Annotated in this window: 15 protein-coding genes; 7 read left to right on the forward strand and 8 right to left on the reverse strand. The window is 50.1% G+C overall.

Translation table 11 applies throughout. The annotated features are described in order from the left end of the window. Positions 1 to 44: 44 nt before the first annotated feature. Positions 45 to 2,225 carry an excinuclease ABC subunit UvrB gene (gene uvrB / locus JIN82_RS03020; protein ID WP_200310163.1) on the forward strand — a complete coding sequence of 727 codons (2,181 nt, stop codon included), beginning with the start codon at positions 45 to 47 and terminating at the stop codon, positions 2,223 to 2,225. Positions 2,226 to 2,413: 188 nt separating this feature from the next. Here the strand turns inward: uvrB and JIN82_RS03025 are convergent, their stop codons facing one another. The 5 genes from JIN82_RS03025 to JIN82_RS03045 form a co-directional block, all read right to left on the reverse strand. Next, positions 2,414 to 5,449: a vitamin B12-dependent ribonucleotide reductase gene (locus JIN82_RS03025; RefSeq protein WP_200310164.1), complete on the reverse strand. Its 3,036-nt coding sequence runs from the start codon at positions 5,447 to 5,449 to the stop codon at positions 2,414 to 2,416. 257 nt (positions 5,450 to 5,706) lie between these two features. Then, entirely contained in the window at positions 5,707 to 6,546 is an 840-nt protein-coding gene (locus JIN82_RS03030; protein ID WP_200310165.1) for a phytoene/squalene synthase family protein, read from the reverse strand. Between the two features lie 21 nt (positions 6,547 to 6,567). Beyond that, positions 6,568 to 7,869, reverse strand: coding sequence for a signal peptidase I (lepB, locus tag JIN82_RS03035; RefSeq protein WP_200310166.1), 1,302 nt, complete (start codon positions 7,867 to 7,869; stop codon positions 6,568 to 6,570). A 154-nt stretch (positions 7,870 to 8,023) separates the two neighbouring features. Further along, positions 8,024 to 8,413: a hypothetical protein gene (locus tag JIN82_RS03040; protein ID WP_200310167.1), complete on the reverse strand. Its 390-nt coding sequence runs from the start codon at positions 8,411 to 8,413 to the stop codon at positions 8,024 to 8,026. A gap of 71 nt (positions 8,414 to 8,484) precedes the next feature. Next, positions 8,485 to 8,727, reverse strand: coding sequence for a hypothetical protein (locus JIN82_RS03045; RefSeq protein WP_200310168.1), 243 nt, complete (start codon positions 8,725 to 8,727; stop codon positions 8,485 to 8,487). A gap of 615 nt (positions 8,728 to 9,342) precedes the next feature. Between JIN82_RS03045 and JIN82_RS03050 the strand changes: the two genes are divergently transcribed. The 5 genes from JIN82_RS03050 (at position 9,343) to JIN82_RS03070 (ending at position 12,744) form a co-directional block, all read left to right on the forward strand. Then, positions 9,343 to 10,035: a thermonuclease family protein gene (locus JIN82_RS03050; RefSeq protein WP_200310169.1), complete on the forward strand. Its 693-nt coding sequence runs from the start codon at positions 9,343 to 9,345 to the stop codon at positions 10,033 to 10,035. Positions 10,036 to 10,072: 37 nt separating this feature from the next. After that, entirely contained in the window at positions 10,073 to 10,846 is a 774-nt protein-coding gene (gene hisF, locus JIN82_RS03055; protein WP_200310170.1) for an imidazole glycerol phosphate synthase subunit HisF, read from the forward strand. Positions 10,847 to 10,984: 138 nt separating this feature from the next. Then, positions 10,985 to 11,353, forward strand: coding sequence for a ribosome silencing factor (rsfS, locus tag JIN82_RS03060; RefSeq protein ID WP_200310171.1), 369 nt, complete (start codon positions 10,985 to 10,987; stop codon positions 11,351 to 11,353). A gap of 108 nt (positions 11,354 to 11,461) precedes the next feature. Further along, positions 11,462 to 11,962, forward strand: a complete 501-nt coding sequence (locus JIN82_RS03065) for a CinA family protein (protein ID WP_200310172.1) — start codon at positions 11,462 to 11,464, stop codon at positions 11,960 to 11,962. Positions 11,963 to 12,579: 617 nt separating this feature from the next. Next, on the forward strand, positions 12,580 to 12,744 hold the full coding sequence (locus tag JIN82_RS03070; protein WP_234041736.1) for a hypothetical protein: 165 nt from the start codon (positions 12,580 to 12,582) through the stop codon (positions 12,742 to 12,744). 102 nt (positions 12,745 to 12,846) lie between these two features. On the opposite strand, the gene JIN82_RS03075 is transcribed toward JIN82_RS03070, so the two are convergent. Further along, a complete protein-coding gene (locus tag JIN82_RS03075; protein ID WP_200310174.1) occupies positions 12,847 to 13,383 on the reverse strand; it encodes a hypothetical protein in 537 nt (178 codons plus the stop codon). 95 nt (positions 13,384 to 13,478) lie between these two features. Here JIN82_RS03075 and JIN82_RS03080 point away from each other — a divergent pair, with 95 nt between their 5' ends. Further along, positions 13,479 to 14,204, forward strand: a complete 726-nt coding sequence (locus JIN82_RS03080; RefSeq protein WP_200310175.1) for an SDR family oxidoreductase — start codon at positions 13,479 to 13,481, stop codon at positions 14,202 to 14,204. A 125-nt stretch (positions 14,205 to 14,329) separates the two neighbouring features. Here JIN82_RS03080 and JIN82_RS03085 read toward each other — a convergent pair whose 3' ends face one another. Further along, a complete protein-coding gene (locus JIN82_RS03085) occupies positions 14,330 to 14,815 on the reverse strand; it encodes a GNAT family N-acetyltransferase (protein WP_200310176.1) in 486 nt (161 codons plus the stop codon). 215 nt (positions 14,816 to 15,030) lie between these two features. Further along, positions 15,031 to 22,647 carry an Ig-like domain-containing protein gene (locus JIN82_RS03090; protein WP_200310177.1) on the reverse strand — a complete coding sequence of 2,539 codons (7,617 nt, stop codon included), beginning with the start codon at positions 22,645 to 22,647 and terminating at the stop codon, positions 15,031 to 15,033. Between the last annotated feature and the right edge of the window lie 331 nt (positions 22,648 to 22,978).

Genomic DNA, 22,978 nt, shown 5'->3' on the forward strand with positions numbered 1-22,978 from the left:
TCACTTGCCCAGCTGGCGAGATGGTGACATGGTTCACTCAGATCATGAGATTTGAGCTACAGAGTGACTATCAACCACAAGGCGATCAAGCGCAGGCGATTGGTAAATTGGTAAAATCCTTAGCGGCTGGAAACCAACACCAAACGCTGATGGGCGTGACGGGGTCTGGTAAAACATTCAGCATGGCAAACTTGATTCAGCAGGTGGGGAAGCCGACGCTGATCATGAGCCATAACAAAACGCTAGCTGCCCAGCTGTACTCAGAGTTTAAAAATTTCTTTCCTAACAACGCGGTTGAGTACTTCGTTAGTTACTTCGATTATTACCAGCCAGAGGCGTATATTCCGCGCACGGATACCTACATTGAAAAGGACAGCGCGATTAATGATGAGATCGAGCGGCTGCGCTTGAGCGCCATGGGCTCATTACTAACAAGGAAAGATGTGATAGTCATCGCCTCGGTGAGCTGCATCTACGGTTTGGGTTCTCCAGAAGATTACGAAGGCATGATGTTGCCGGTGCAAGTGGGTCAGACTATGGACCGCGAAAGCTTTCTTGAGCGACTTGTTGGGCTTTTGTTTGAGCGCAATGATATTGCCTTTGAGCGCGGCCAATTTCGTGTACGTGGAGATGTGGTAGAGGTGCGGCCAGCTTACCTAGAAGATACCGCGATTAGAGTAGAATTCTTTGGTGATGAAATTGATAGAATTAGCGAAGTCAATGCCACCACGGGTGCGCAGTGTGACAAACTTAATGATCACACATTTTTTCCAGCCAAACAATTTGTCACCTCAGCTGATAAGATTAAGAAGGCGATTGTCTTGATCCGCAAGGAGATGGAAGAGCGGGTGAAGTGGTTTGAAAAAAATGACCAGTTAGTGGAGGCTCAGCGATTGCGTATGCGCACTGAGTACGACATCGAGATGATGCAGGAAATGGGGTTTTGCCAGGGGATTGAAAATTACTCGCGCCACCTAACTGGGAGAAGGCCGGGCGCAACTCCATATACATTGCTAGACTTCTTTCCTGATGACTTTTTGTTATTGGTAGACGAGAGTCACGTGTCGGTACCGCAAATTGGCGGCATGTACGAGGGTGATAAAAGCCGTAAAACCGTGCTGGTTGATCATGGGTTCCGGCTGCCGAGTGCATTAGATAACCGACCACTGCGATTCGAGGAATACATGCGCGCCACAGGCAACCGTGTCTATGTGTCAGCGACTCCAGGTCCATTTGAGTTGATGAACTCGCGCTCAGATAACAAGAAGTTCATTCCGTGGAAGCGTGGCGAGCTATCAGCTAACGCCGCACTGCGCCAGATCAAACAAAATATCCGCATTAGCCCATCAGACGAGACGATAGATGCCTTTGATGTTAGCAGTCGTGGGCAGACCTTGGTGGTTGAGCAAATCATTCGCCCAACGGGTTTGCTAGATCCTATCATTACAATGAAACCACTCGCTGGCCAGATCGACTCGACCATCGAGCTTTGCAGAGACAGGGTGGCTGTTAATGAACGTGTTCTCGTTACGACGCTGACAAAAAAGACAGCTGAAGATCTGACCGAGTACCTTCAGGGGACGGGTCTAAAAGTTCGCTACATTCATGCCGATGTGGATACCGTCGAACGAGTAGAAATTTTGCGTGCTTTACGAGCCGCTGAGATTGATGTGCTAGTTGGCATCAACTTGCTGCGAGAGGGCTTAGATCTACCAGAGGTTTCGCTAGTTTGTATTCTTGATGCTGACAAAGAAGGATTCCTGCGTAATGAAACGAGCTTGATCCAAACCGCTGGGCGAGCAGCTCGTCACGAGCGTGGCGAGTGTGTTCTCTTTTGTGATAAAATCACAGATTCTATCCAAGCGCTGCTAGACGTTAGTAAGTACCGTCGCGAAAAACAAGTGGCATACAATCTGACCCACGGGATCACGCCGAAGAGTGTGGTGCGCCCAGTGCAGGAAAGTCTACACCACCCTAACTACCAGGAAAAGGTCAAGAACCTAGCGACTGGAATGGTAGCGGAAGATGCTGCCGACTTCGATGCCTTTGCATTGATGGCTGAGCTGCGTGAGCAAATGCTAGAGGCTTCAGCCAAACTCGAATTCGAAAAAGCTGCTCACTTGCGCGACCAAATCAAAGAATTGGAGAAACGTGACGGGGGAGCTGGCAATGATGCGCTGCCAAAGGAAAAACCACGCAAAAAGGTGCGCTACGATAAATCCTAGCCGTGCTTGCTAATCTAGCTGGGTGTACTCGTTAGTTTTAAGCTGCGTGTTCAATGTCGTATTCAGCGATGGCTTCTAATTTTCTAGCTGGCTAAGCATAGCGAAAAAAAAGAGCCTGAGGTGAAAGACCTCAGACTCTTAGTGATTGTTTGTTAGCTGGCTAGGTTTTAGCCAGCTGCTAGATCAGCTTAGCTGCATCCTTGGCTGGTGCCACACTCGGTGCAGCATCCACATGCGCCAGCACGGATGACCTTGTAGCTGCCGCAGTTAGAACACGGTGTGTCCATGTAAACATTGGCGAAGGCGCGCTTGAGACGATCTGGGTGGTTGTCGTCTACTTTGTTAGCTGGAACTTTTGCTGAGCTCTGCACGGCGAGGTCGCTAACTGGGCGGTTGACTGCCTTTTTTTCGATCTCTTCGATGCCAGGTAGAGTAGGGGTGCTGCCGCCTGGTGCGGTAGCTTCCTTGTAGCCAGCGATGTATTGGCAGCCGAGCCAGCGGAAGACGTAGTCAATGATACTGGTGGCGTTGCGGATGTCTGGGTTCTTAGTGAATCCGCTAGGCTCAAATCTCTGATAGGCGAATTTGTTAACCAGATCTTCAAGAGGTACACCGTACTGCAGCGCTAGTGATGTTAGTGTCGCCACGGTGTCCATCAGTCCACCGATGGTAGATCCTTCTTTAGACATCTGGATGAAGACTTCGCCTGGGTCGCCATTTTCGTAGTGACCCACCATCAGGTAACCTTCGTGACCTGCGATCTCAAACTTATGCGTTAGAGAGGTGCGGGTGTCGGAGAGGTGACGGCGTGTTGGCTGCTCAGCGAGCGGCTTGAGGCGGTCAACTTCACCTTGCAGGCCGTCGATTTTGTCGAGCAGTTCGATCTGCAGTGTTTCTGAATCTTCACCGCTGCTAGGGCCATGTTTTTTCTTATCAGTAACCACTGGAGCTGAGCGCTTGGAGCCGTCACGATAGATGGCTACACATTTGAGGCCCATTTTCCATGCTTCGATGTATGTCTGCATGATTTCGTCTACAGAGGCCTCTTCTGGCATGTTGACGGTCTTAGAAATAGCACCGCTGAGGAATGGCTGAGCAGCTGCCATCATGCGCAGGTGGCCCATGTAGCTGAGGCTGCGTGAACCACAACGTGGTGAGAATGCGCAGTCAAATACAGACATGTGCTCAGGCTTGAGTGGGCTAGCTGCTAGGCATTCGCCGGTGTCTGGATCGATAGCATCTTCCACAGTGTCAAACTCCTCGATGTGAGCGATGACTTTTGCTTGAGTCTCGTCGTCGTAGCCGAGCTTAGTAAGCGCTTCAGGCACGGTGCGGTTGACTAGCTTGAGCATGCCGCCGCCAGCTAGAAGTTTGTATTTCACCAGCGCGATGTCTGGCTCGATGCCAGTAGTATCGCAGTCCATGAGGAAGCCGATAGTTCCTGTTGGTGCGAGCACAGTTACTTGGGCGTTGCGGTAGCCGCTGGCGTCACCCGTGGTGATGGCGTCGTCCCAGAGTTTGCGTGCGTCGTCTACGAGGTGCTCGAATCCAGCTGTGACGTGGATGTTGTTGATCTCATTGCGGTGCAAGTGCATGACTTCACGCATGCTCTCGACGTTATCAGGATTTTCTGGGTTCTGGAATTTTCCGTATGCGGCGTTGTGGTAACCTTCGAAGGCACCAAATTTCTCCGCCATAACCGCACTGTGCTGGTAAGCTTGGCCAGTCATCACAGCGGTGATGGCTCCGGCGATGCCACGAGCTTCGTCACTGTCGTAACCAAATCCGTAACTCATGATGAGTGAGCCGAGGTTGGCGTAGCCAAGTCCGAGTGTGCGGAATACGTGGCTGTTTTCTGAAATTTCAGCGGTCGGGTAGCTGCTGCGGTCGACCAAAATATCCTGCGCGGTAATGAAGATACGCACGGCAGATTTGAAGCGCTCGAGGTCAAACTCACCGTCGGCCTTCTTAAACTTCATCAGGTTGAGAGAAGCGAGGTTGCAGGCGGTATTGTCGAGGAACAAGTACTCAGAACACGGGTTGGTTGAGTTCTGGCGGCCAGATGATTTGCAGGTGTGCCATTTGTGAATGGTTGAGTCGTACTGCATGCCTGGGTCACCACAGATATGGGTGCCTTTGGCGATCGCCTTGAGCAATGCTTTGGCGTCTTTTTTCTCACACTTCTTGCCGTCGGTGACGGTGCGTGTCCACCATTCGCCACCACGTTCAGCTGCGTCGAGGAACTCGTCGCTAGCGCGCACGGTGAGGTTTTCGTTTTGGAACATCACTGCGCCGTAAGCTTCGCAGTTGTAGGCTCCGCCGTAGCCAGCGTCGATCAATGCCCAAGCTTTTTTCTCTTCCAGAGTCTTGGCAACGATGAACTCTTCAATGTCTGGGTGCCAGTCTTTGAGGGTGTTCATCTTGGCTGCACGGCGAGTTTTGCCGCCGCTCTTGACCACGTCTGCGATCTGGTCAAAGACTTTGAGGAATGAAAGTGGTCCACTTGGGCGGCCGCCGCCGCTCAGTTTTTCACGAGTACTGCGTAGGGTAGAAAGGTCACTGCCGGTGCCGCTGCCGTATTTGAAAAGCATGGCCTCGCTCTTCGCCAGGCGCATGATGTCTTCCATGTTGTCTTCTACAGACTGGATGAAACAGGCGCTGCCTTGCGGGTATTTGTACTGGCTGCGTGCGCGCTCAGCTTTTTTGGTTTCTGGGTTGTAAACGTAGTTACCGAGGTCGCCGTCTTTGCCCACGCCGTAGAGGTGGTGGAGGCCAACGTTGAACCATACTGGGCTGTTGAATGCGCCAAACTGGTTGATGCACAGCCACACGAGCTCGCTGTAGAAAGTATCGGCATCTTCTTTGCTGGCAAAGTAGCCGTCGTCGTGGCCCCAGTCAGCTAGTGTGCGGCAGACACGCTCCATGAGCTGGCGCATGCTGCTCTCGCGACCGCCTTCAGTAGGCACGGTGCCGCGCTGGATGTCGCCGTAGAAATATTTAGAAACGGCAATTTTGCTGGCGAGTTCACTCCAGCCTTTTGGTACTTCAACGTCTTTCTGCTCGAAGACAGCATCTCCGTCGTCGCCAGTGATGGCTACTTCACGTTTCTCCCATTCGAGCTCGTCGAATGGGTGAGTGCCTTGCTGGCTGAAGACACGCTCAAAGCTAAGGCCTTTGCCTTGCTTGTTTTCTTTCTTATCTGCTGTCGCGTTTACAGTACTCATGGTGGATATTTATTGGTGCCGTGGGATGGCGAAATTCATCCCCGAAGGGAAGTTCATGATTTGCCGCATATCTTGTGAATGTCAATATTTAGCGTGATCAAAAATTATCTGCGCAAGATGTAGTGGTTGGACGTCTGTTTTTTCTGGAGAAAAATACATCTTTAATTCCTGCGCGTGAAGCTGTTAGCAGAAATAGCTATCAGCTGGAAGCCGGTGAGGCTGAATGGCTTTTGCTGGGAAAATCAGCAGCTGGAAAGTTAGCGATATTGATTCGAATGTGTCATCATGCTGGCGATGAGGATAAGAATTTTCCGCAGTTTGCTGAGCTTGTAGCGTTTTTCGAAAACACGGAATTTATCATCCCTCATCTTCTCGAGGATGGCGTGGTAAATGCCGCTCATAGCCTCAGCTGATTTCAGTGCTTTGTGGTCCACTGGATGCATGGAGTCGAGCGATTCGCGGTAAAACCCTTCGGCGCGCTCGGCCAGATGGTCCATGGCGGCGACAAAGCGATGGTCGTAAATGCGATTTCTCAAGTCCTGCTCGGTATAACCGAAGGCTTCTAGCTCGGCGAGCGGCAGGTAGATGCGATCTTCGTTTTCCAGATCTTCACCGACGTCGCGCAAGATATTGGTTAGCTGGAGAGCGTGGCCCAGAGCGATGGCGTATTTTTCCGACTGCTCGTGCACGCAGCCGAAGATGCGGATGGAAATCAAGCCAACCGCACAGGCGACTTTGTAGGTATATTGGGACAGGTCGTCCCAAGTTTCGAACCGCTGTGGCTGCAGGTCAGACTCGCAGCCGGCGATGATTTCTAAAAATAACTCAGTAGGGATGTCGTAGTCAGCTTGCAGCTCGATGACTGCTTGCTCCACGGCATCAGCTTTTTTGAAGCCATTGGCGAGCCCATCTTTCCAGCGGGCGAAACCAGTTTGTTTTTCTTCAATGGTGAGTTCGTGCGAATCTGCGAGGTCGTCGATGACGCGGCAGAATGCATAGAATTTCACCATGTCCTCGCGGCGTTTGCGCGGTAGGCAGATGAAGGCGAAGGCCAAGTTAGACTTGGCCTTCTGAGTGATGTTGTCGACTTCTGACAAGGTGTTGATTTGTAGCTGAGTTTATTTGATGAACCCCCAATGGCCTGAGCCAAATGGCCATAGTGAAATGGCTGCTGGGCCGATCAGGTTGTATTCCTTCACAGTGCCCCATCCGCGGGAGTCGAATGAATTGTATGAGTTGTCGCCGAGGGCGATGTATTCGTTAAAACCAGGGGTGTCAGATTTGCGAGCTTTAAATGTGCGACCTGCAGCAAGATGACCATTCAGCTGGTAGCGGTGGTAGCCATTTTCATTGCTCATGACCTTTTGAATACCAGACTCACTGGCGAGCTCACCATTGATGTAAAGCATGGCGCCATTTTGTTTGTCATCATCGTAGTCGTCACCAGCTTTCAGCTGGAGTGAGTCACCGGGGACACCGCACAGGCGTTTGATGTAATGTGAGCCAGCTGGCGATCCAGTCGAGCGAGCTTGCTGGTGGATTTTTTCAATATTACGGGTATCAAAAACAAATACCTCGCCGCGAGTTGGCGTGCGGAAGTGGTAGGAGAATTTATCCACCAGAACGAGATCACCAGTATCGATGTGACCGCGCGCGATCACCGTGCCTTTTTTCAGCTCGATATTGTAAAAGGCTTCGATGGTTTTTCCCGTCGGCGTGACAGTTTTGGCTATCTTGGTTTTCTTCTGCTGATGCTCAAACCCATAACGCATCGCTTCTTCTTGTGTGTTTGGTGATTTCACCAGATCAGCAAAACCAAAATCGCGCATTAGAGCTGACTTGGGTCCCGGAAATGTTAGGCTAGTGCCATCTGTAAAGTGAATCTTGGTACGGGTGAAGAAATGCATGAAGGGGCTTTCCACGATAGGATTTTGCGAACGCAATGTTTTGTCGCTGTCGAGAACGAGGTCGACGTAGTTGCGCCCGTGAGTGGCTTTTTGTGCCCACTGCATCGGCAAAGCTGGAAATTCATCAGTAGAGTCCGTCGGGTGGCCAACGATACCATTCAGCGTTGGCTGCATCGAGCCAGTTGGGATTTTGAATGGCTGCAGGTAATACGCGCGGATGCCCAGCGCAATGACGATGGCGACAAAAAAGACTTCGACGTTTTCCGCCACCGCAGATGGTGCTTTGTAGCGTGGAAGCGCATTTTCGCAGGTCGCTCGCAGCTGCTTGCCAGCTTCTTCACAGGCCTCTTTGTCACCTGCTTTGATGGTCTTTTTCAGGTCATCAATGCGTGAGACGATTTCGTCAACGCGATCGCTGCTCAGCAAGTCGCGTTTGTAGTTGAGGAATTTCTGGCCGCCCTTGACGAGCAAGGCAGCTTCTTTTTTCCATTTGGGTGTAAAGAGGTCGAACATAAATTAGTGAATCGGTCTGCGCGGCATGCTGTCCCAGCCAGCTGCCGCGGTCAAGGCACAAGCTGTAGAATAGAGAATGGCGAGCTGAGAATGGCGAATTTGACTCAATTCACTGGCGCCAGCTATTTCTTATGTTGCTGGCTCATTAATTTATCTACCGCCTGGGCTCATCAGATAGGTCAATCAATGTTGGAGCGCCATCAACGGTCTTTAATCTATAGTGACCGCTTTTATTGATGGTGACGGATAGCTCTGTGCTTTCGGCCAGCTTTTTATTTGGATTTATTGAGTCAAATGGGATGACGGTCAAAACATGTTTTCCAGCTGGTATAACAACTAAAGGAACAACTGTGACCATCTTTCCATGTTGCAAGCGTGTTGGAGTTTTGCCGTCGACTAAGGAAATTTTGTATTCAGAGCCAATAATGTAATCTTCGACTTGAGCCCATTCTTCGTAATTCTTGTAATCCTTCGGCATGAACAGCCCTTCACATGAAGCGAGTAGCAAGATGATGGATCCAATGAGGTGGTGGAATTTGTTCATGCTGCCACGATGGTGAGCGGCTGATATATGCGTGGCTAGCTTATTCTCTAGCTGGAGGCTGAGCTAGCTGCTTAGTGAGTGGTTGTTGCCTCTTGTGCGGAGGAGATTTTTTCCATCAGTTCTTTTGGTGCATGGCTTAATACCTTCTGTGGGATCGTTGGGATGAGTGAAGAGTCAATGAGTACAGAGCTGTTTTTTGTTAGCTTTTCTTCAAATTTCAGCACTGAGAGGTCACTGCCGTTGCAATACCAGATCTGGTCAGCATTTTCTGCGTAAACAAACCAGCCGTTAGTGAGATCAGTTTGCGGTTTCACGGAGCCAGCGCCGTCATCTATGCTGAGTGCCAGCTGGCCTGCGCCGGATGTCTACAATGCAACTCTCTTCACAGGGGCATCAACCCACCATGTAATCACATAGCCTGCAATGAGCGAAACTTCGAAGGCGCGTAAGGTCTCATGGTCGCAGACCTGGAAGTCTCCTTGAAGGTGAAATGTGTGACTTAGATCTTGGCGAGATCCAATGATCTCATCCCTTCTCTGGCCAGTTTTTGGCAGCTGGAATAAACAAGCTAGATCTACTAAAACTCGATAGTCAGACGGCATTTCTAAAGTGCTACAAGTCTTCTATCTTAATTGTTGTTGAGGGGCCGTAGGAGTCAGTTCTTTCACGAATTACTGCCCAGTATTCGGAGTCTTCCTCAAGCTTGAGCTATGTAATGTAGGTAGATAGAGCTGATCTCTCTTTGTCGGAGAGGCTTTTCACTTTGGTTTTGAGCTCATCCGAAATCATGATGATACATTATCGTTTCTGGTGCTGATTTCAAGTGTGAAAAGGTGTAGCTAGTGGAGGCTTGTCCTCTGCACTTGTTCTCTAGCTAGAGTGCAAAAAACAATCTGGCGGGGTGTGGAACGATGGTTTATGTGTGGGGCATGTCTGCCAACAAAAAGAAGTCGATTCCTCGCTGGGTGGTTTTGCTTGTGGTGCTATTTGCTGCAGTGAATTGGTTGAGCCAAAATGGTAGCGATTTCTTGAGTGGTAATGATTCGACGTCGTCAGCTGGTAGTGGAGCTGTGGCTGGGAGTGGTGGGCCAGCTGGAAAAATAGGCGACTACGACGTGCTGCAAAACTGCCAGCTAGTAAACCATCGACACAATGATGGAGATAGTTTTCTGGTCGCTCACGGGGGTGAAAAAACCATGTTCCGGCTGTATTTTGTGGATACAGCAGAGAGCGAATTCAAAAGCTACCGCGACGGCAATAATAACCACAAACGCATCGCAGATCAGGCGCGGTATTTTTCTATCACTGACAAACAGGCAACCCAGCTGGGGCGCGAGGCGAAAAAGCAGGTGCTTGAGCTGCTAGCTGAAAACCCATTTACGGTGTTGACGCGCTGGGAGAATGTTTACGGGCCAGATCGCAAATATGCTTTTGTGCAAATCCAGCTGGATGGCAAAACTCACTACCTGCACGAGTATTTGGTGAAAAATGGGCTGGTGCGCATCCATACCAAAGGGGCGACGATGGCGGATGGCAAATCTGCCAGTGATCAGAAAAAATACCTCTATCAGCTGGAAAAACGGGCAAAATCAATGGCGTTAGGTGCTTGGGGCATGAATTGATCTTGCACCCTAGCGATTCCGTTCCTAAATACCCAGCATGCTTGCGAAGCGAATCATTCCTTGTCTCGATGTTACTGACGGCCGCGTGGTCAAAGGCACTAACTTTGTCGACCTGCGCGATGCTGGCGACCCGGTAGAATCTGCCATTGCCTACAACGATCAAGAAGCCGACGAGCTGGTATTTCTCGATATCACCGCCTCATCTGATGAGCGCAATACGATGGTGGATGTAGTCCGCCGCACCGCTGAGAAATGTTTCATCCCGCTCACTGTTGGTGGTGGTATCCGTACCGTGAAAGACGTGCGCGAAATGCTGCTAGCTGGCGCGGATAAAGTGAGCATGAACTCTGCTGCTGTGCTCAACCCTGAGCTGGTAGACGCCGGTGCTAATGCTTACGGCAACCAATGCATCGTGGTGGCGATTGACGCTAAGCGCGAGGGCAACGGCAAGTGGGGCGTTTATACCCACGGTGGCCGCAAGCCAGTGGGCTTAGATGTTATCGAGTGGGCGAAAGAAGTCTATAACCGCGGCGCTGGAGAAATCCTGCTCACCAGCATGGATGCCGATGGCACCAAAGATGGCTACGACATCGAGCTGACTCGCACGGTGAGTGAAGCGGTGGGCATCCCAGTGATCGCCAGTGGCGGCGCGGGAAATCTGCAGCACATGGTGGATGTTCTCAAAGAGGGCAAAGCAGACGCCGTGCTCGCGGCGAGTATTTTCCACTTTGGCCAGCACACCGTAGCTGAAGCTAAGGCTTATTTTGCCAAACATGATATCAGCGTGCGACCGATGCGCAAAGATGCCTAAGCTAGCTGGGAGAATGGTATAAGCCAGTTAGCTGAACCCTGAGAATTCCCTAAAGCTACGGTTGCGCTAGCTGGTTGGGCGTGTTATCTCTAGGGGATCATCGCCTCAGAGCGATACACACTTTTACAAAAAAATTATATGGCGATTGAAGGATTAGAGTTGGCGCTGGCATGTGCCCGAGAAGCTGATGCAATTCAGGCAGAGGATGTTAAGGTCCTCGATGTGAGCGGAATTTCCACCCTGACTGACTACATGGTAGTTTGTTCAGGAAACTCGATGCCGCATCTGCGCGCGGTGATTCGTGATATCGAGAAACACATTCTCGAAGAATATAACTCAAAGCCAGCATTTGTTGACGGTCAAGGCGACGCCCGCTGGGTGGTGCTCGATTTCATCGACGTCATGGTGCACGTGATGCATGAAGAAATGCGCGAGCTCTACGGACTCGAAGACCTTTGGGGTGATGCTCCAGAAGTGGAGTGGCAAACTGAAGCCGCCGCGGAGTAAGTGATTTATTTGATCAAATCCAGCCAATCGGCTGGATTTTTTTTGTTGCTGGGTGGGTGGTTTTTATCTAGCTGGCAATTAGTCTTTTAAAGTAAATATTTACGTCAGATGAGTAATAGTGAGGCATCATTGGGTTCGGATGAGTTAGAAGTTCAGCTGGTTAATAAGCTAGCCAGCTTAGGTCTGTCTGTGGCTACCGTTGAGAGCTGTACTGGCGGCCTGATAGCCGCACGCATTACTGACGTTTCAGGCGCCTCTGCAGTATTCACTCACGGCTGGGTGACCTATTCTAACGAAGCAAAATCGCAGCTTGTTGGTGTGCCCGCTGATTTGCTAGAAACTCACGGCGCGGTGAGCGAGCCAGTGGCCAAGGCCATGGCAGAAGGTGGGTTGAAAAATGCCGCGGCTGATTTTGCCATCGCCGTCACCGGCATAGCTGGCCCAACTGGTGGAACCGCAGATAAACCCGTCGGGACGGTTTGGGTCGCGTTAGCCATCGCCGGCCAGCCAACACAAACGCAGCTTGCATGTTTTCCGCAAGGTCGCGCCGAGTTCAAAAAACAAGTTTGCGAGCTGGTTTTTGCTAAGCTCATCGGCCAGCTAAGCTGAAGGAAATGATAGTGAGGTGAGTTAGATGCCGCCTCCATTTTCTAGCCTCATTTTTGACCCAATACATTTCCATTTTCCCTTCGGGAAACCCTGTCATAGCGGTGGCGATCCACGGGTTGTGCTCGCTGAGCTCGCTTACCCGCGGCTAAAGTCCCATAGCCCTCCGGGCTAGCCAGCCAGCAGAGAATTCCCAGCTGGCGTAATGAGTCCAGCTGGGGATATGAGTTCAGCTGTGGTGATTGGCTAGTTAGTTCACGACCATTCCGTCGTGCTGGCATTTTCTCTTATCTAATGCAAATTCACTCTTCCAAAGCCGGAGGCTTTAAAGATTTTAGCCGTGGGTCAACGAGCTCCGCGAGTGCCACCCACGGAAGGTGATTCCGAGAGGTGGTCTGCCGAAGGCAGAATGGAATGGAGGTGATGGTGGCATAAATTCTGGCTATGGGGGGAGGTTTCCCCAGCTACCTATTTTGCTGTGCTGAGTTTTTCCATTTTCCCTTCGGGAAACCCTGTCATAGCGGCGGTGATCCACGGGTTGCACTCGCTGAGCTCGCTTACCCGCGGCTAAAGTCCCATAGCCCTCCGAGCTAGCCAGCTGAGAATTCCCAGCTGTGGTGATGAGTCCAGCTGAGGGGATGAGTCCAGCTGTGGTGATGAGTCCAGCTGGGGTTATGGGTGCAGCTGGGGTTATGGGTGCAGCTGTGGTGATGAGTCCAGCTGTGGTGATGAGTCCAGCTGTGGTGATGAGTCCAGCTGTGGTGATGAGTCCAGCTGTGGGATGAGTCCAGCTGGGGTGATGAGTCTAGCTGGGGTGATGAGTCCAGCTGTGGGATGAGTCCAGCTGGGGTGATGAGTCTAGCTGGGGTGATGAGTCTAGCTGGAAATCACTTTTCTATTTCTCTTTTGAAAAGATCGACTTCGCCGGTTAGGCCGAGTTTTTCTAGCTGGCTGGAAACTTCCGTCACGCTGGGGATGGATAATTTCTCGTATCGAATTTGTTGTTCGTCAGGTGGAAAATCATCGTGGTCGAGCACGCGGCTGGCGATGTGATAACACGCCCACGCGCGCCATGTGCGCAGCTCAGCTTGTGGGCTTTTTGCACTCATGCGGCTGGCTAGATGTTGGAAATGTCGCACCGGGTTGCCAATGAAATCTTCCGGGTGGTAGTTGGCCAGCATCCAACGAATCGCGCGATAGGGGAGCGGGAATTTCTGTAGAATGCTATCAGCTGGATCTAGCTGACACATGAATGATTTGTTCAGCTGTAGCAGCGCCTGTGCCGGCAGGTGGGCTTGCCACAATGATTGGGCGCACTCGAGACAGATCTGATAGTAGTTAGGGCCGCATTCGTCACGCCACACACGGGTATCAGATGGCTTCAATGCGTGCTTGGGCAGCGGAAGGTACGGGCAGGATTTCATGTCGTTGGTTAGGCTTTGGTTATCGGTGAGTGCTTGTTGGCATCATATATGGTCGTTTATTGCCAAGACATGCAAGTTCTGTATATTGCATGCCTATGTCAGATAAAAAATTAGTTGTTATAACCGGTGCGAGTTCAGGAATAGGTGCAGCTATTGCCAAGCATTTTTCTCAGCAAGGTCATCCATTGTTATTGTTAGCTAGGAGGCTGGAAAATATGCAGGCGTTGGCTTTGCCTAACTGCATGTGTGTTGAGTTAGACGTTGCTGATGCGGCAGCTTTCACTAAGGCGATTGCCGATGCTGAAGCTCAGTATGGTCCGACGGATTGTTTGGTTAACAACGCGGGGATCATGTTGCTAGGTGATATTGCTAATCAGGACGCAGATGAATGGAAGCGCATGTATGACGTCAATGTGATTGGCTTGCTCAATGGCATGCAGGCGGTGCTGGAGCCGATGAAACAACGCGAGCATGGAACGATCATTAATATTTCCTCAGTAGCTGGACGCAAAGGGTTTCCTAACCATGCCGCTTATTGCGGTACGAAGTTTGCCGTTCATGCAATTGGCGAAACCGTGCGTGAGGAAGTTGCTGGAACTAACGTGCGTGTGATCACCATCGCTCCAGGCGCAGTGGAGACTGAGCTGCTCAGCCATACGACATCAGATGAAATCAAAGCGGGTTACAACGAATGGAAGGAATCTATCAACGGAGCTATCCATTCTGACGACATTGCGCGCAGTGTGGTCTTTGCCTATCAACAACCGCAAAATGTTTGCATCCGCGAGATTGTTTTGGCGCCAACCAAACAGCAGCCGTAGGTATCTAAGTTAGTATTTTTTATTACCTCTGCTAGGGGTGAAATTTTTCCAACAAAAAACCACAATGACGGTGGGACGTCCTTGTGGTTTTTTCGTTAATCTGGCGATATAGGGAATGCCTGAGCTTAGGCGATCGCTTTTTCCATGTAACACGGGCGCGATCCGTAGCCGGAGAGGTCGGCATTGCACTGCGCTGGGGTGAATCCTTTTTTCGACCAATAGTCTGGGGCATCTTGCACGGCGACGAGACTGATGCGTTTATAGCTGTGGCTCGCTGCGTAGTTGTTGCAATAGTCGAGCAAGTGCTGGGCGACGCCCATGTTGCGCGCTTTTGGGCATACCGCCATGTCGTGGATGTAGAAGGTATCGCCATCGCCTGGGAAGTCGGTGAATTCGTGCATTTTTGGCGCTGAGCCTTGTTCCCATGGATGGGCTAGCACGTAGCCCAGCACGCGACCTAGGTCGTCGGTGCAGACACAGCAGGCGTCTGGGTTCTCATGCCATTTGTGGGCTAAAACATCAATTTCCTCGGCTCCGACGTCTTTAAAACAAAGTCGTTGGATTCGTTCGATCGAGGAAGCGTCATTATCGTTTATTGGTCGGCACTGCATAATCTTAAATTTATACCATCATATACGCCGATTGCACCCCCATAGTTAATGAGTAAGCAATACGCGACGGGTGTTTAAGAGGTTTTGCACGACTGCCTGTCGCTTAGCGACAATGCTTGTTCGACTTCTGGGGGAGTTGTCGCTCAACATCTGCCTGAGCGGTAAATTGTCGTTCCAGCTAGCTAAGCGCAAACTTAACCAGCTGGGATGTCTGATTAATCAATGACTCTGACGAGCAGGCGGATGAATGATTTTGCCGCGCTATGGTTTTGGTTTGGCGAAATGGCAATGGACTCTGGTGAACCAGCTGTGGTGCGCAGGTCGAAATCTGGGTTAACTTCTCCAGTTAGTCCGTGACTTCTAAATGTCGCCACTGGCTGCCAGCTCGCTAAGTCAGTGGACTGTTGCACAATGTATTCGATGTCGTCGCGGTCCGGGTAGCGGTTGAAGGTAAATTCGTCTTCTTGCAGGCGTGGATGGTGTGACCTATCAGAGCTGGTTGGGTCTCCACCTAATGCGTATTCGAGCAGGTTGCTCAGCCCGCTTCTGTTCGGGTCAGCTAGCATCGATTGATTCTCGTCTGATAGACTTGAGTAGTTAGTGATCCAGCCAGTGTAGCCGGTGAGCTCAGTCGGGGCGTCATTTTTATGAATGATCAACTCTGGCTGACCAAATCCAGCTCCCTGAGTTAGGCTGTCCAGATAGATGCCAATGCCATAGTTAGGGGCGGTGCCATTAATCCAGCTATCTACGATGTGCGTGACGTCTGTTATGAGCTGTGTGCCTATCTCGACGGTGGTGACATTTGAGGTGATCAAGGTTTCATCCTCCTGCGAACCAGGACCAACGGGCTCACCGCTGAGCGTGGCCCATGCGTACTGAGGTTTATTGTCGGTGGTATTCCAGCTCCCCCCTGTGATGCGCCCTAACCATAAACCTGACTGGCCACCAGTATTGAGTATGCCTTCAAAGCTTAGGGTGATTTCGGCGCTGTCACCGCGCACGGGGTCGAAGTCGCCTACTAGGCTGAGGTCATACTGGAAAAATGCCGAGATGTGTCTATTAGCTTCATCGTCGTTGCCGCGCTCGCGAATGACATAGCTACCCGTCGTGCTGCCCTGATCAGCGGGTTCAGCTGCTGGTGTTGTTATGCCGCCTGTTAGCGGTGGATTGATGCTTGAGCTAATGTCTATGCTGATGGTCGCTGGCTGTGAGTCAAACTCGCCGTCGTTAGCCTTAAAGGTGAATTTGTCATTGCCGTAGTATCCAACATTAGCCGTATAGTTAGCAATGTTGTCTATCACTGTCACTTTGCCGTAGCGTGGTGAGTCAACAATGTGATAGGTGAGCGGATCATTTTCCACATCATTCGCAAGCAGCTCGATGGCAATCGAGCCATTTCTATGCATGGAGACAAAGGCATCTTCTGCAACTGGGGCATCATTTACAGGTCTTATTTCTAGCTGGATGTATCCAAGGTTATATGACGCTAGGGACCCGTCGTTTACTTTGAATGAAAATCGATCGATGCCAAAATAATCAGCTCTTGGGGTATAGCTGGCAATGTTGCCGTCTAGCGACACATTGCCATTGGCTGGCGGATCAACGATGGTGTAGGTGAGAGAGTGTGTGCTAGAACTTTTCGACGATAAGATAATTTCTATCGTGTCGTCTTCATCAAGGGCGACAGATTGATCCAGCGCGACGGGTGCATTATCGATGACTGATCGAATAGTCAGAGCCGCTAACACAGGGTAGCTGCTGTTTTCGCCAGCATCAATGCGTATGTTAGGGTTGTCTTCATCAATTTCGACAATTGTGGTGACGCGTTCGAGATTATTGAGCGTTGGTCCATCTGAAGTCGTTGGGTCATGAATTTCCACTCCATTGATACATAGACTGTTATTTTGCGGGTAGCTGTGATAGCCGCGGCTGTTTGGGTCTTCGCTGGTACTGCCCATCCAGCAGCTGAGCTCGTAGCGGCCAGGCGCTAGGTCGTACATGCTCCACGAACGATTATTACCAGTCATTTCCGCACCTGCCGCATACAATACTCCAACATCTTCCAGCGGGCTGAGGCGAGAGTTGAGCAAATATAGATTTGAACTCCATCCGTAATTAAGTCCATCGAATGGATCCGTTGTATTGCTAGCTGATAGGCCATTGCATTCTATCCATGGGATACCTTCGCCACTGGTAGTTCCAGCCAGCTCGCTAGCCTGATAGATTACATTCATGCCGACAGCGCCGCGTAGATCTATGGTCACGGTTGTTGTGTTGGACATGCGTGTTTGGCCGTCGGCGTCGATGGTTTCTAATCGATACTCAAATGTCTCGCGGCCTAGCGCGACTTCTGGTGGCTCATAGGTGAAACTTCCATCTTCATTGACGTTCAGTTGTCCGCGGGTGGTTTTTTTGTTGCCCGCATTTTTGACGATTACAGAGGTGGCGCCACTAGGTGTGGCGTCATTAGCTAACAGTCCGGGAGCTGGGACAACTAAGGTTTCACCTTGGAAGGCTTGATAGTTATCAGGTGTAGCGCCTAGCAACCCTTCTTCTGGGTAATCTAGCTGGGATAATTCAATGGCGACAATGACGGGAGTGGCGTCGCCAAGTGCTTGGATCGTTAGGAATCCATCAGCCACTTCTATGGTTTTAGTGACGGTTTCTTCGCGGTTATAATCAATGCCATCATCGAGGAAGTAGGTTCTACCTTCGATGGTGATGCTGTCGTCTGATAGGCGGGTGTCTGTTGCCCCTAAGGTCATGTGTACATCGTAGGCTCCTTTGGGCACAGCGATTTCCCAGACGTCGTCATTTTCCATCACGATATACGACCACTCCATTTCGTATTTATCGATCACGGTGTAGAAATCTAGCATGCTAGGGAAGTATTCTTTGACGGTTCGCTCAGTATACATCTTAGCGGTTTCTTTTGATTTCCAGCCAAAGATGCTGCCGTCTAGCTGCTCGCTCACGCTTTCCATGCCAGCAAAAACCCAATCGGAGTCGATATAGACGGGCTCGCCTGGATCCGCAGTATTACCGCTGTATTTGGGCAGCAGGTAGCGCGGCATGGGAACTCCAAATTTGATTTTTCTAGCGAAGCCAGTATTAGCTTTTGCTAAGAGTTTAATGGTCACTTTTGCCGTGTCGCTGGCTCCTTGGCTATCACTCAGGGTGTAGGTGAAGCTGTCTACATATTCGCCATTAGTTAGAAACTCTTGCTTCATCAGGATAGGAGTCGGATCGTAATAGATGACGGGATCACCAGCTGTGTAGCGCAGTGAACATCCTGCTGAGGTGATCGTGCCACAGCTGAATGTAGGGTTTGGATCAGGCGTGATGTCATTAGCTAGCAGGCTGCCGACTGCAATGATGTGGTTAGGGTAATCTGCCGCTAGAGTAAGATCAGCTAGATTAGAGTGGTGGTCATTGATAGCTATAGGCGCTGCGTAGTTGCCGGTGATCTTGACGGTGACCTTGGCTGTGCTGGTTGATCCATTCGCGTCGCTCATTGTGTAACTGAATTCATCCAGCGCCGTTTCTCCGGGAGCTAGTGGCCCAAAGATTGATGGGGTGTCGTAAATCAGGCTGAGATGGTTCTCTTCGTTGAGGGAGATTTTAACTCCATGTTTCGACTCGCTAGACCAACTCGTTAGGGTGAGCGGCACTATTGTTTGGTTAACGTCATTGGCAAACAATTCATCAGTGGTGATGTTTAGCGGACTCATGCCCATGGTGGTGAACTCATCGTCAACCGCAATTGATTCTTTTTGTTCGCCTAGGATGCGGACATTCACGGTGGCTGCTTGTTGGGCAACTTGTCCCGTGTTGTCGCGTGGTGTGTAGGTGAAGCTATCCCATACGACTTCTCCCTGAGGGACGGTGAAATACCCAGCTGGATGATATGCGATTGTACCGTTGTTAGCGTCCCATGAGATAGGTACACCGTGCTCACTTTGGGAGTCAATGTGGTCGATTTCCAGCGGACCCGTAGAGGTGTTGATATCGTTACTTAGTAGGTAGCTGGCATACCATTGGCTCGGGGTGACGTCGCCAGAGTTGACTTGATCGTCGATACCAAGCGGCGGTTTGTGATTGCCTGAGACATTTACGACGACCTCGGCGCTGGCTTGCCGCCATGCGCCTGCAATGATGTTTGTTCTCGACCCATTGACATATTCTCCAACAAAACCGTAGTCTTCGATGGTGTAATTGAAAGTATCTCGCATGCTTTCACCATTGCCTAACGCGTAATGATTTTCGCCTGGTAGGTAACGAAGAGCATCATACTTAGGTCCGAGAATTTCCAGTTGGTTTAGACGAATTCGGCGATTACCGTTAGCATTAGCAATTTGGTCATAGTCGCTATGATACAGCAAAGTGATCTGCCATGCGTCAGCTTGAATTCCCGGAGGAACGATAATTTTGCACCAATTGCTCTCTAGCCAAGTGCCGGATTCAGGTGTGTAGAGTTCGCGTTGATAGACAACTTCGCCATTGAGTTCTAGCGTGAGTGCTAGGTTGTAAAACAGCTTGTTGTTTGAACTGTACATGTTGATTTCTTCAACCAGTGATGCAGGGAATTCGACTCTCATATAAGCCGAATCAACCGCACCTTTAGTCCAACAGAAGGTCTCGGTGTCACCATCTATCAAATTCGCCATGTATATCTGCGCATCTTCAGTAGTGTCTAGTGTTTCTCCGCTGAATATAATTTCGCCATTGAGCACGTTGCGCTCAGTATTCTCTATCACACTGATCTCAGCGCCATATTCCGATATGGCGTCAACCTGCGCTAGACGAATGCCAGATTCGGGGGCGAGTGTTTTGCCTTCAGCTTCCATTGCCTGTCGAGCTGCTCTGATAGCCTCAGCATCGTTGATTAGTAGTGAATTGATAGGAATGATAAGCTCAGCTTGATCGCTACCAGCTATAGGGCCGTCATCAACGGCGACGAGTGGGCCGGCTGAAAGGCTTCCTTGATAGTTGATTAGGATGCTTTCCGTGATGTTGGCTTTGTATTTGTTAGCTTTTGGGCAGCTGATTGTAATGTAATGCCGCCCTGATGTATCTGGGTTGAAGGTTAAGCGTAATATGCCGTCATCTTGAAACTCTGCATGTGTGACTACTTCGCGTCCGTCGATAGAGTCGATAAAGCTGCTGTATGCAATTTCAAACTCGCTGCGCAATAGGCCATCATCTTCAGCCGGATCAAAGTAGGCACTTTTACAGTCGATATCGTAATAGTAGCTACCGCTGGCCTCATCGTAGCTGAGGTCTTGATCAGTTAGTGGTTCGCCATTGTTGATAATTAGATCTCGCACACGAAAGATGCGCGGGCGCAGTTGAGCGGTGTAATTTTTCTCGATGGTGGCATTTTGTAGTTCTAGCCCAGAAAAACGTCCTTGCACCCAGTGGTCCATCCATTCTTCTTTGTTATAGGTAGGTCGTTCTGTTGGGTCGAGGTGATCATCTGGTGAATACCCGCTAGGGAATGTTAGGTTGGCTAAGTTTTCTAATGGTGGTCGACAATTGCTAAACCAATAGGCTTTTGCTCCAAGATCCGCTGCTTGTTCTGCGCTGTATTGGAAAGACGCGTTGTTGTAGATTTGTTGATTGGTGTAGCCGAAATACCTAACGGTTTGCGGCTCGGGCTGAGCAATGTCAGTGACTAGGTGAGGGATATAGTCTGGGTGGGTTTCGCGGGCTGGGTATAAGCGATAGGCATTGTTACCCAAGTGAAGCTCAATGATATCATTGTATCCATCAGCTCCGCCATTGAAATGGTTAGCGCGCATTAGACTGATGTCTACGCGTCGCATTTCTGGCTGAATTTCAGGGTCTAACTCTAGGAAGGTGATGTCTTTGAATATCTTAGAGGAGACAGATGGCTCAGGGCGTGTATTGCATAGAATCTGCATGATGTTAGCTAGCGTACCACCAATGATTTCTTCGTGTCCGCCAGCTGAAATATAGACTCCAACACGGAAGCCGAGAACGGTTGGGTTGATAAACGAATTCTTACCTGAGTTATTGTGGTGCCCCAAACCATCGCCCATGCCTAAGCCGCTATTATGGTCGCGTAATAAGATAGGGTTGATGTAGGCAGTATCGTAGGTGTACCAGCGGTCCATGCCGTTGAGGATACCATGACCAAATAGGTTGATGTGGGTGGCATCCATATAATAGCTGCCGTTGATTAGAGTGTGGCCACCATAAGCAGTATTATTGCGAGTTACGATTGCAGACCTGCTAGTAAGGACGTTATCAAACAGGGGGTTGAGGTTCTCTTGATCACCGTCAATTTCAGCATCAAAGTAGGTTGGACGTGACAGATCAAAGACATTTTCGACCCCACCTTTGGTATCAAAATTGTATGCCGCTCTGCTGAATCCAGCCACAATGTTATCTTCTACTCTCAGGTAGTGCGCCTCGATGTGAAAGCCAGTCTCACCGCATAGTGCGATGTTATTGATGAATGTCCCAATGCTGTCTTGTTCGTGCACTGCAAAACCTGCTAGGCGACAAACATATGAAGCACTGTTTTCAACACGCACGTTGGACCCCTTATTCAAAAGTCCCATGCCAATGCTGTCGGTGAAGGTGCAGGAGTAAATCCTAGCTGGATCAGATGCGCCGCACATCGCCTGGGCAAATTGAATGGTTAGGGCGTTTCTACCAAAAGGGTTGTAGGCTGGTTCTGCTAGTGAGCCATTGGCTGACCATGTTGGGTTTCGTTGGACCTCATTCAAATCTGTTCGACCCATACCGTCAAAGGCGACATTGCGAATGTCTCCGCGGTTGTGGTGCATCAGCATCATGTGACCGCGACCGGTGAATTCGGTGATGTCGTTATCATTTCCACCTAAGCCCAAAGCGGCGTCTTTGTAGGTGACGGTTTGGTTTCGCTGACTGAATTCACTAACAATAGATACGTTGCGGCTTAGGTTGATGACGTGCAACATCGCTTTCACCTCTTGCGGGGCGAGTTCTTCATCTGTCAGTGGGATTTGATTGCCATCGGCATCGCGTCTCCACGGCTGGCGTGGAAAATTATTCCAATTAGATCTTTCTGTGAGAGCTTGCCAGCTGTCTAGACTTGGGTCGATGCTTTGTATTTCTTCTATGCTAACGAGATTACGCTCCTTAGCAGTCGCCGCGGTACTGCTGAAAATACGCCCTGAGACGGTAGCTTCTGGTTGCTTGACTGTAGTGAAATGAACCGTTCTCCCGTTGTTGTTGATAGAGCTAATTTGGCGCAGCTCGTCACCACTACCATCAGCTGAATATCCAGCCAATGCTATCAGATCACCAACTTTCCAGCCATGTGGGGTGGTAGGAAATGTTAGGCTGGTGGAGCCAGCTGGAATGGCCTCAATCGCTGCATAGCTATCTTTACTGGCACCGTGCATTTCTACTTTGCCGAGCACAATAATTCCCTGACCGAGGTGGTAGGGGTCGTAATCAGGGCTCATGGAGTTGGTGTCAAATCCACCATTCAAATCCTCGATGGTAATAGTCGCATTGTAGGCCGATTCGATTGGCTCTAATTGACTGCCAACCTGCAGGAATCCGATTTCACTAACGACGAGAGTGTCGCAGCGTAATGCTGTGTCTCTATCGGCTGCAAATTTCAAGCAGCCATCGACACGTATGGTCATGACTGACTCGGTGTGGACTTCATCCACCGTGACCACGTGGTCATCACTAATCAAGACACGAGCGCCCTGAGTTGGTACCGATCCACTAGCCCAAGTATTTGTATCAGACCACGAGCCAGAGGTGACACTAACATGGGTGCAGTGATCTGTGCTAACGAGCGCCATGACTGCCGCACGTTCATGGTCGCGATCAGCGAGAAAATCAGCATCAGGCGGTATGGCTGCTACGCCATTTGTGAATATGAATATACTTAGCAGACTAACTAAGCACGCCGATGTTATATAATTTTTAATTTGGACCATATCTCTACCCCTCGCTCTGACAATTTATACAAATTGATATCTCGAACTCACTGATGATTGGGATACGATGTGGTGGACAAATCTAGCTAAGCTCAATCCAGAACACTTTGTTGCGAATTACAAAAAGCAAAATATCTGTATGACGACAAGTGTAATGGTCGGATGTAGCTAGCTTAATCGCTTTTTCTGTAGA

Origin of the sequence: Persicirhabdus sediminis (genome assembly GCF_016595495.1) — a bacterium.
GTDB lineage: Bacteria > Verrucomicrobiota > Verrucomicrobiia > Verrucomicrobiales > Akkermansiaceae > Persicirhabdus > Persicirhabdus sediminis.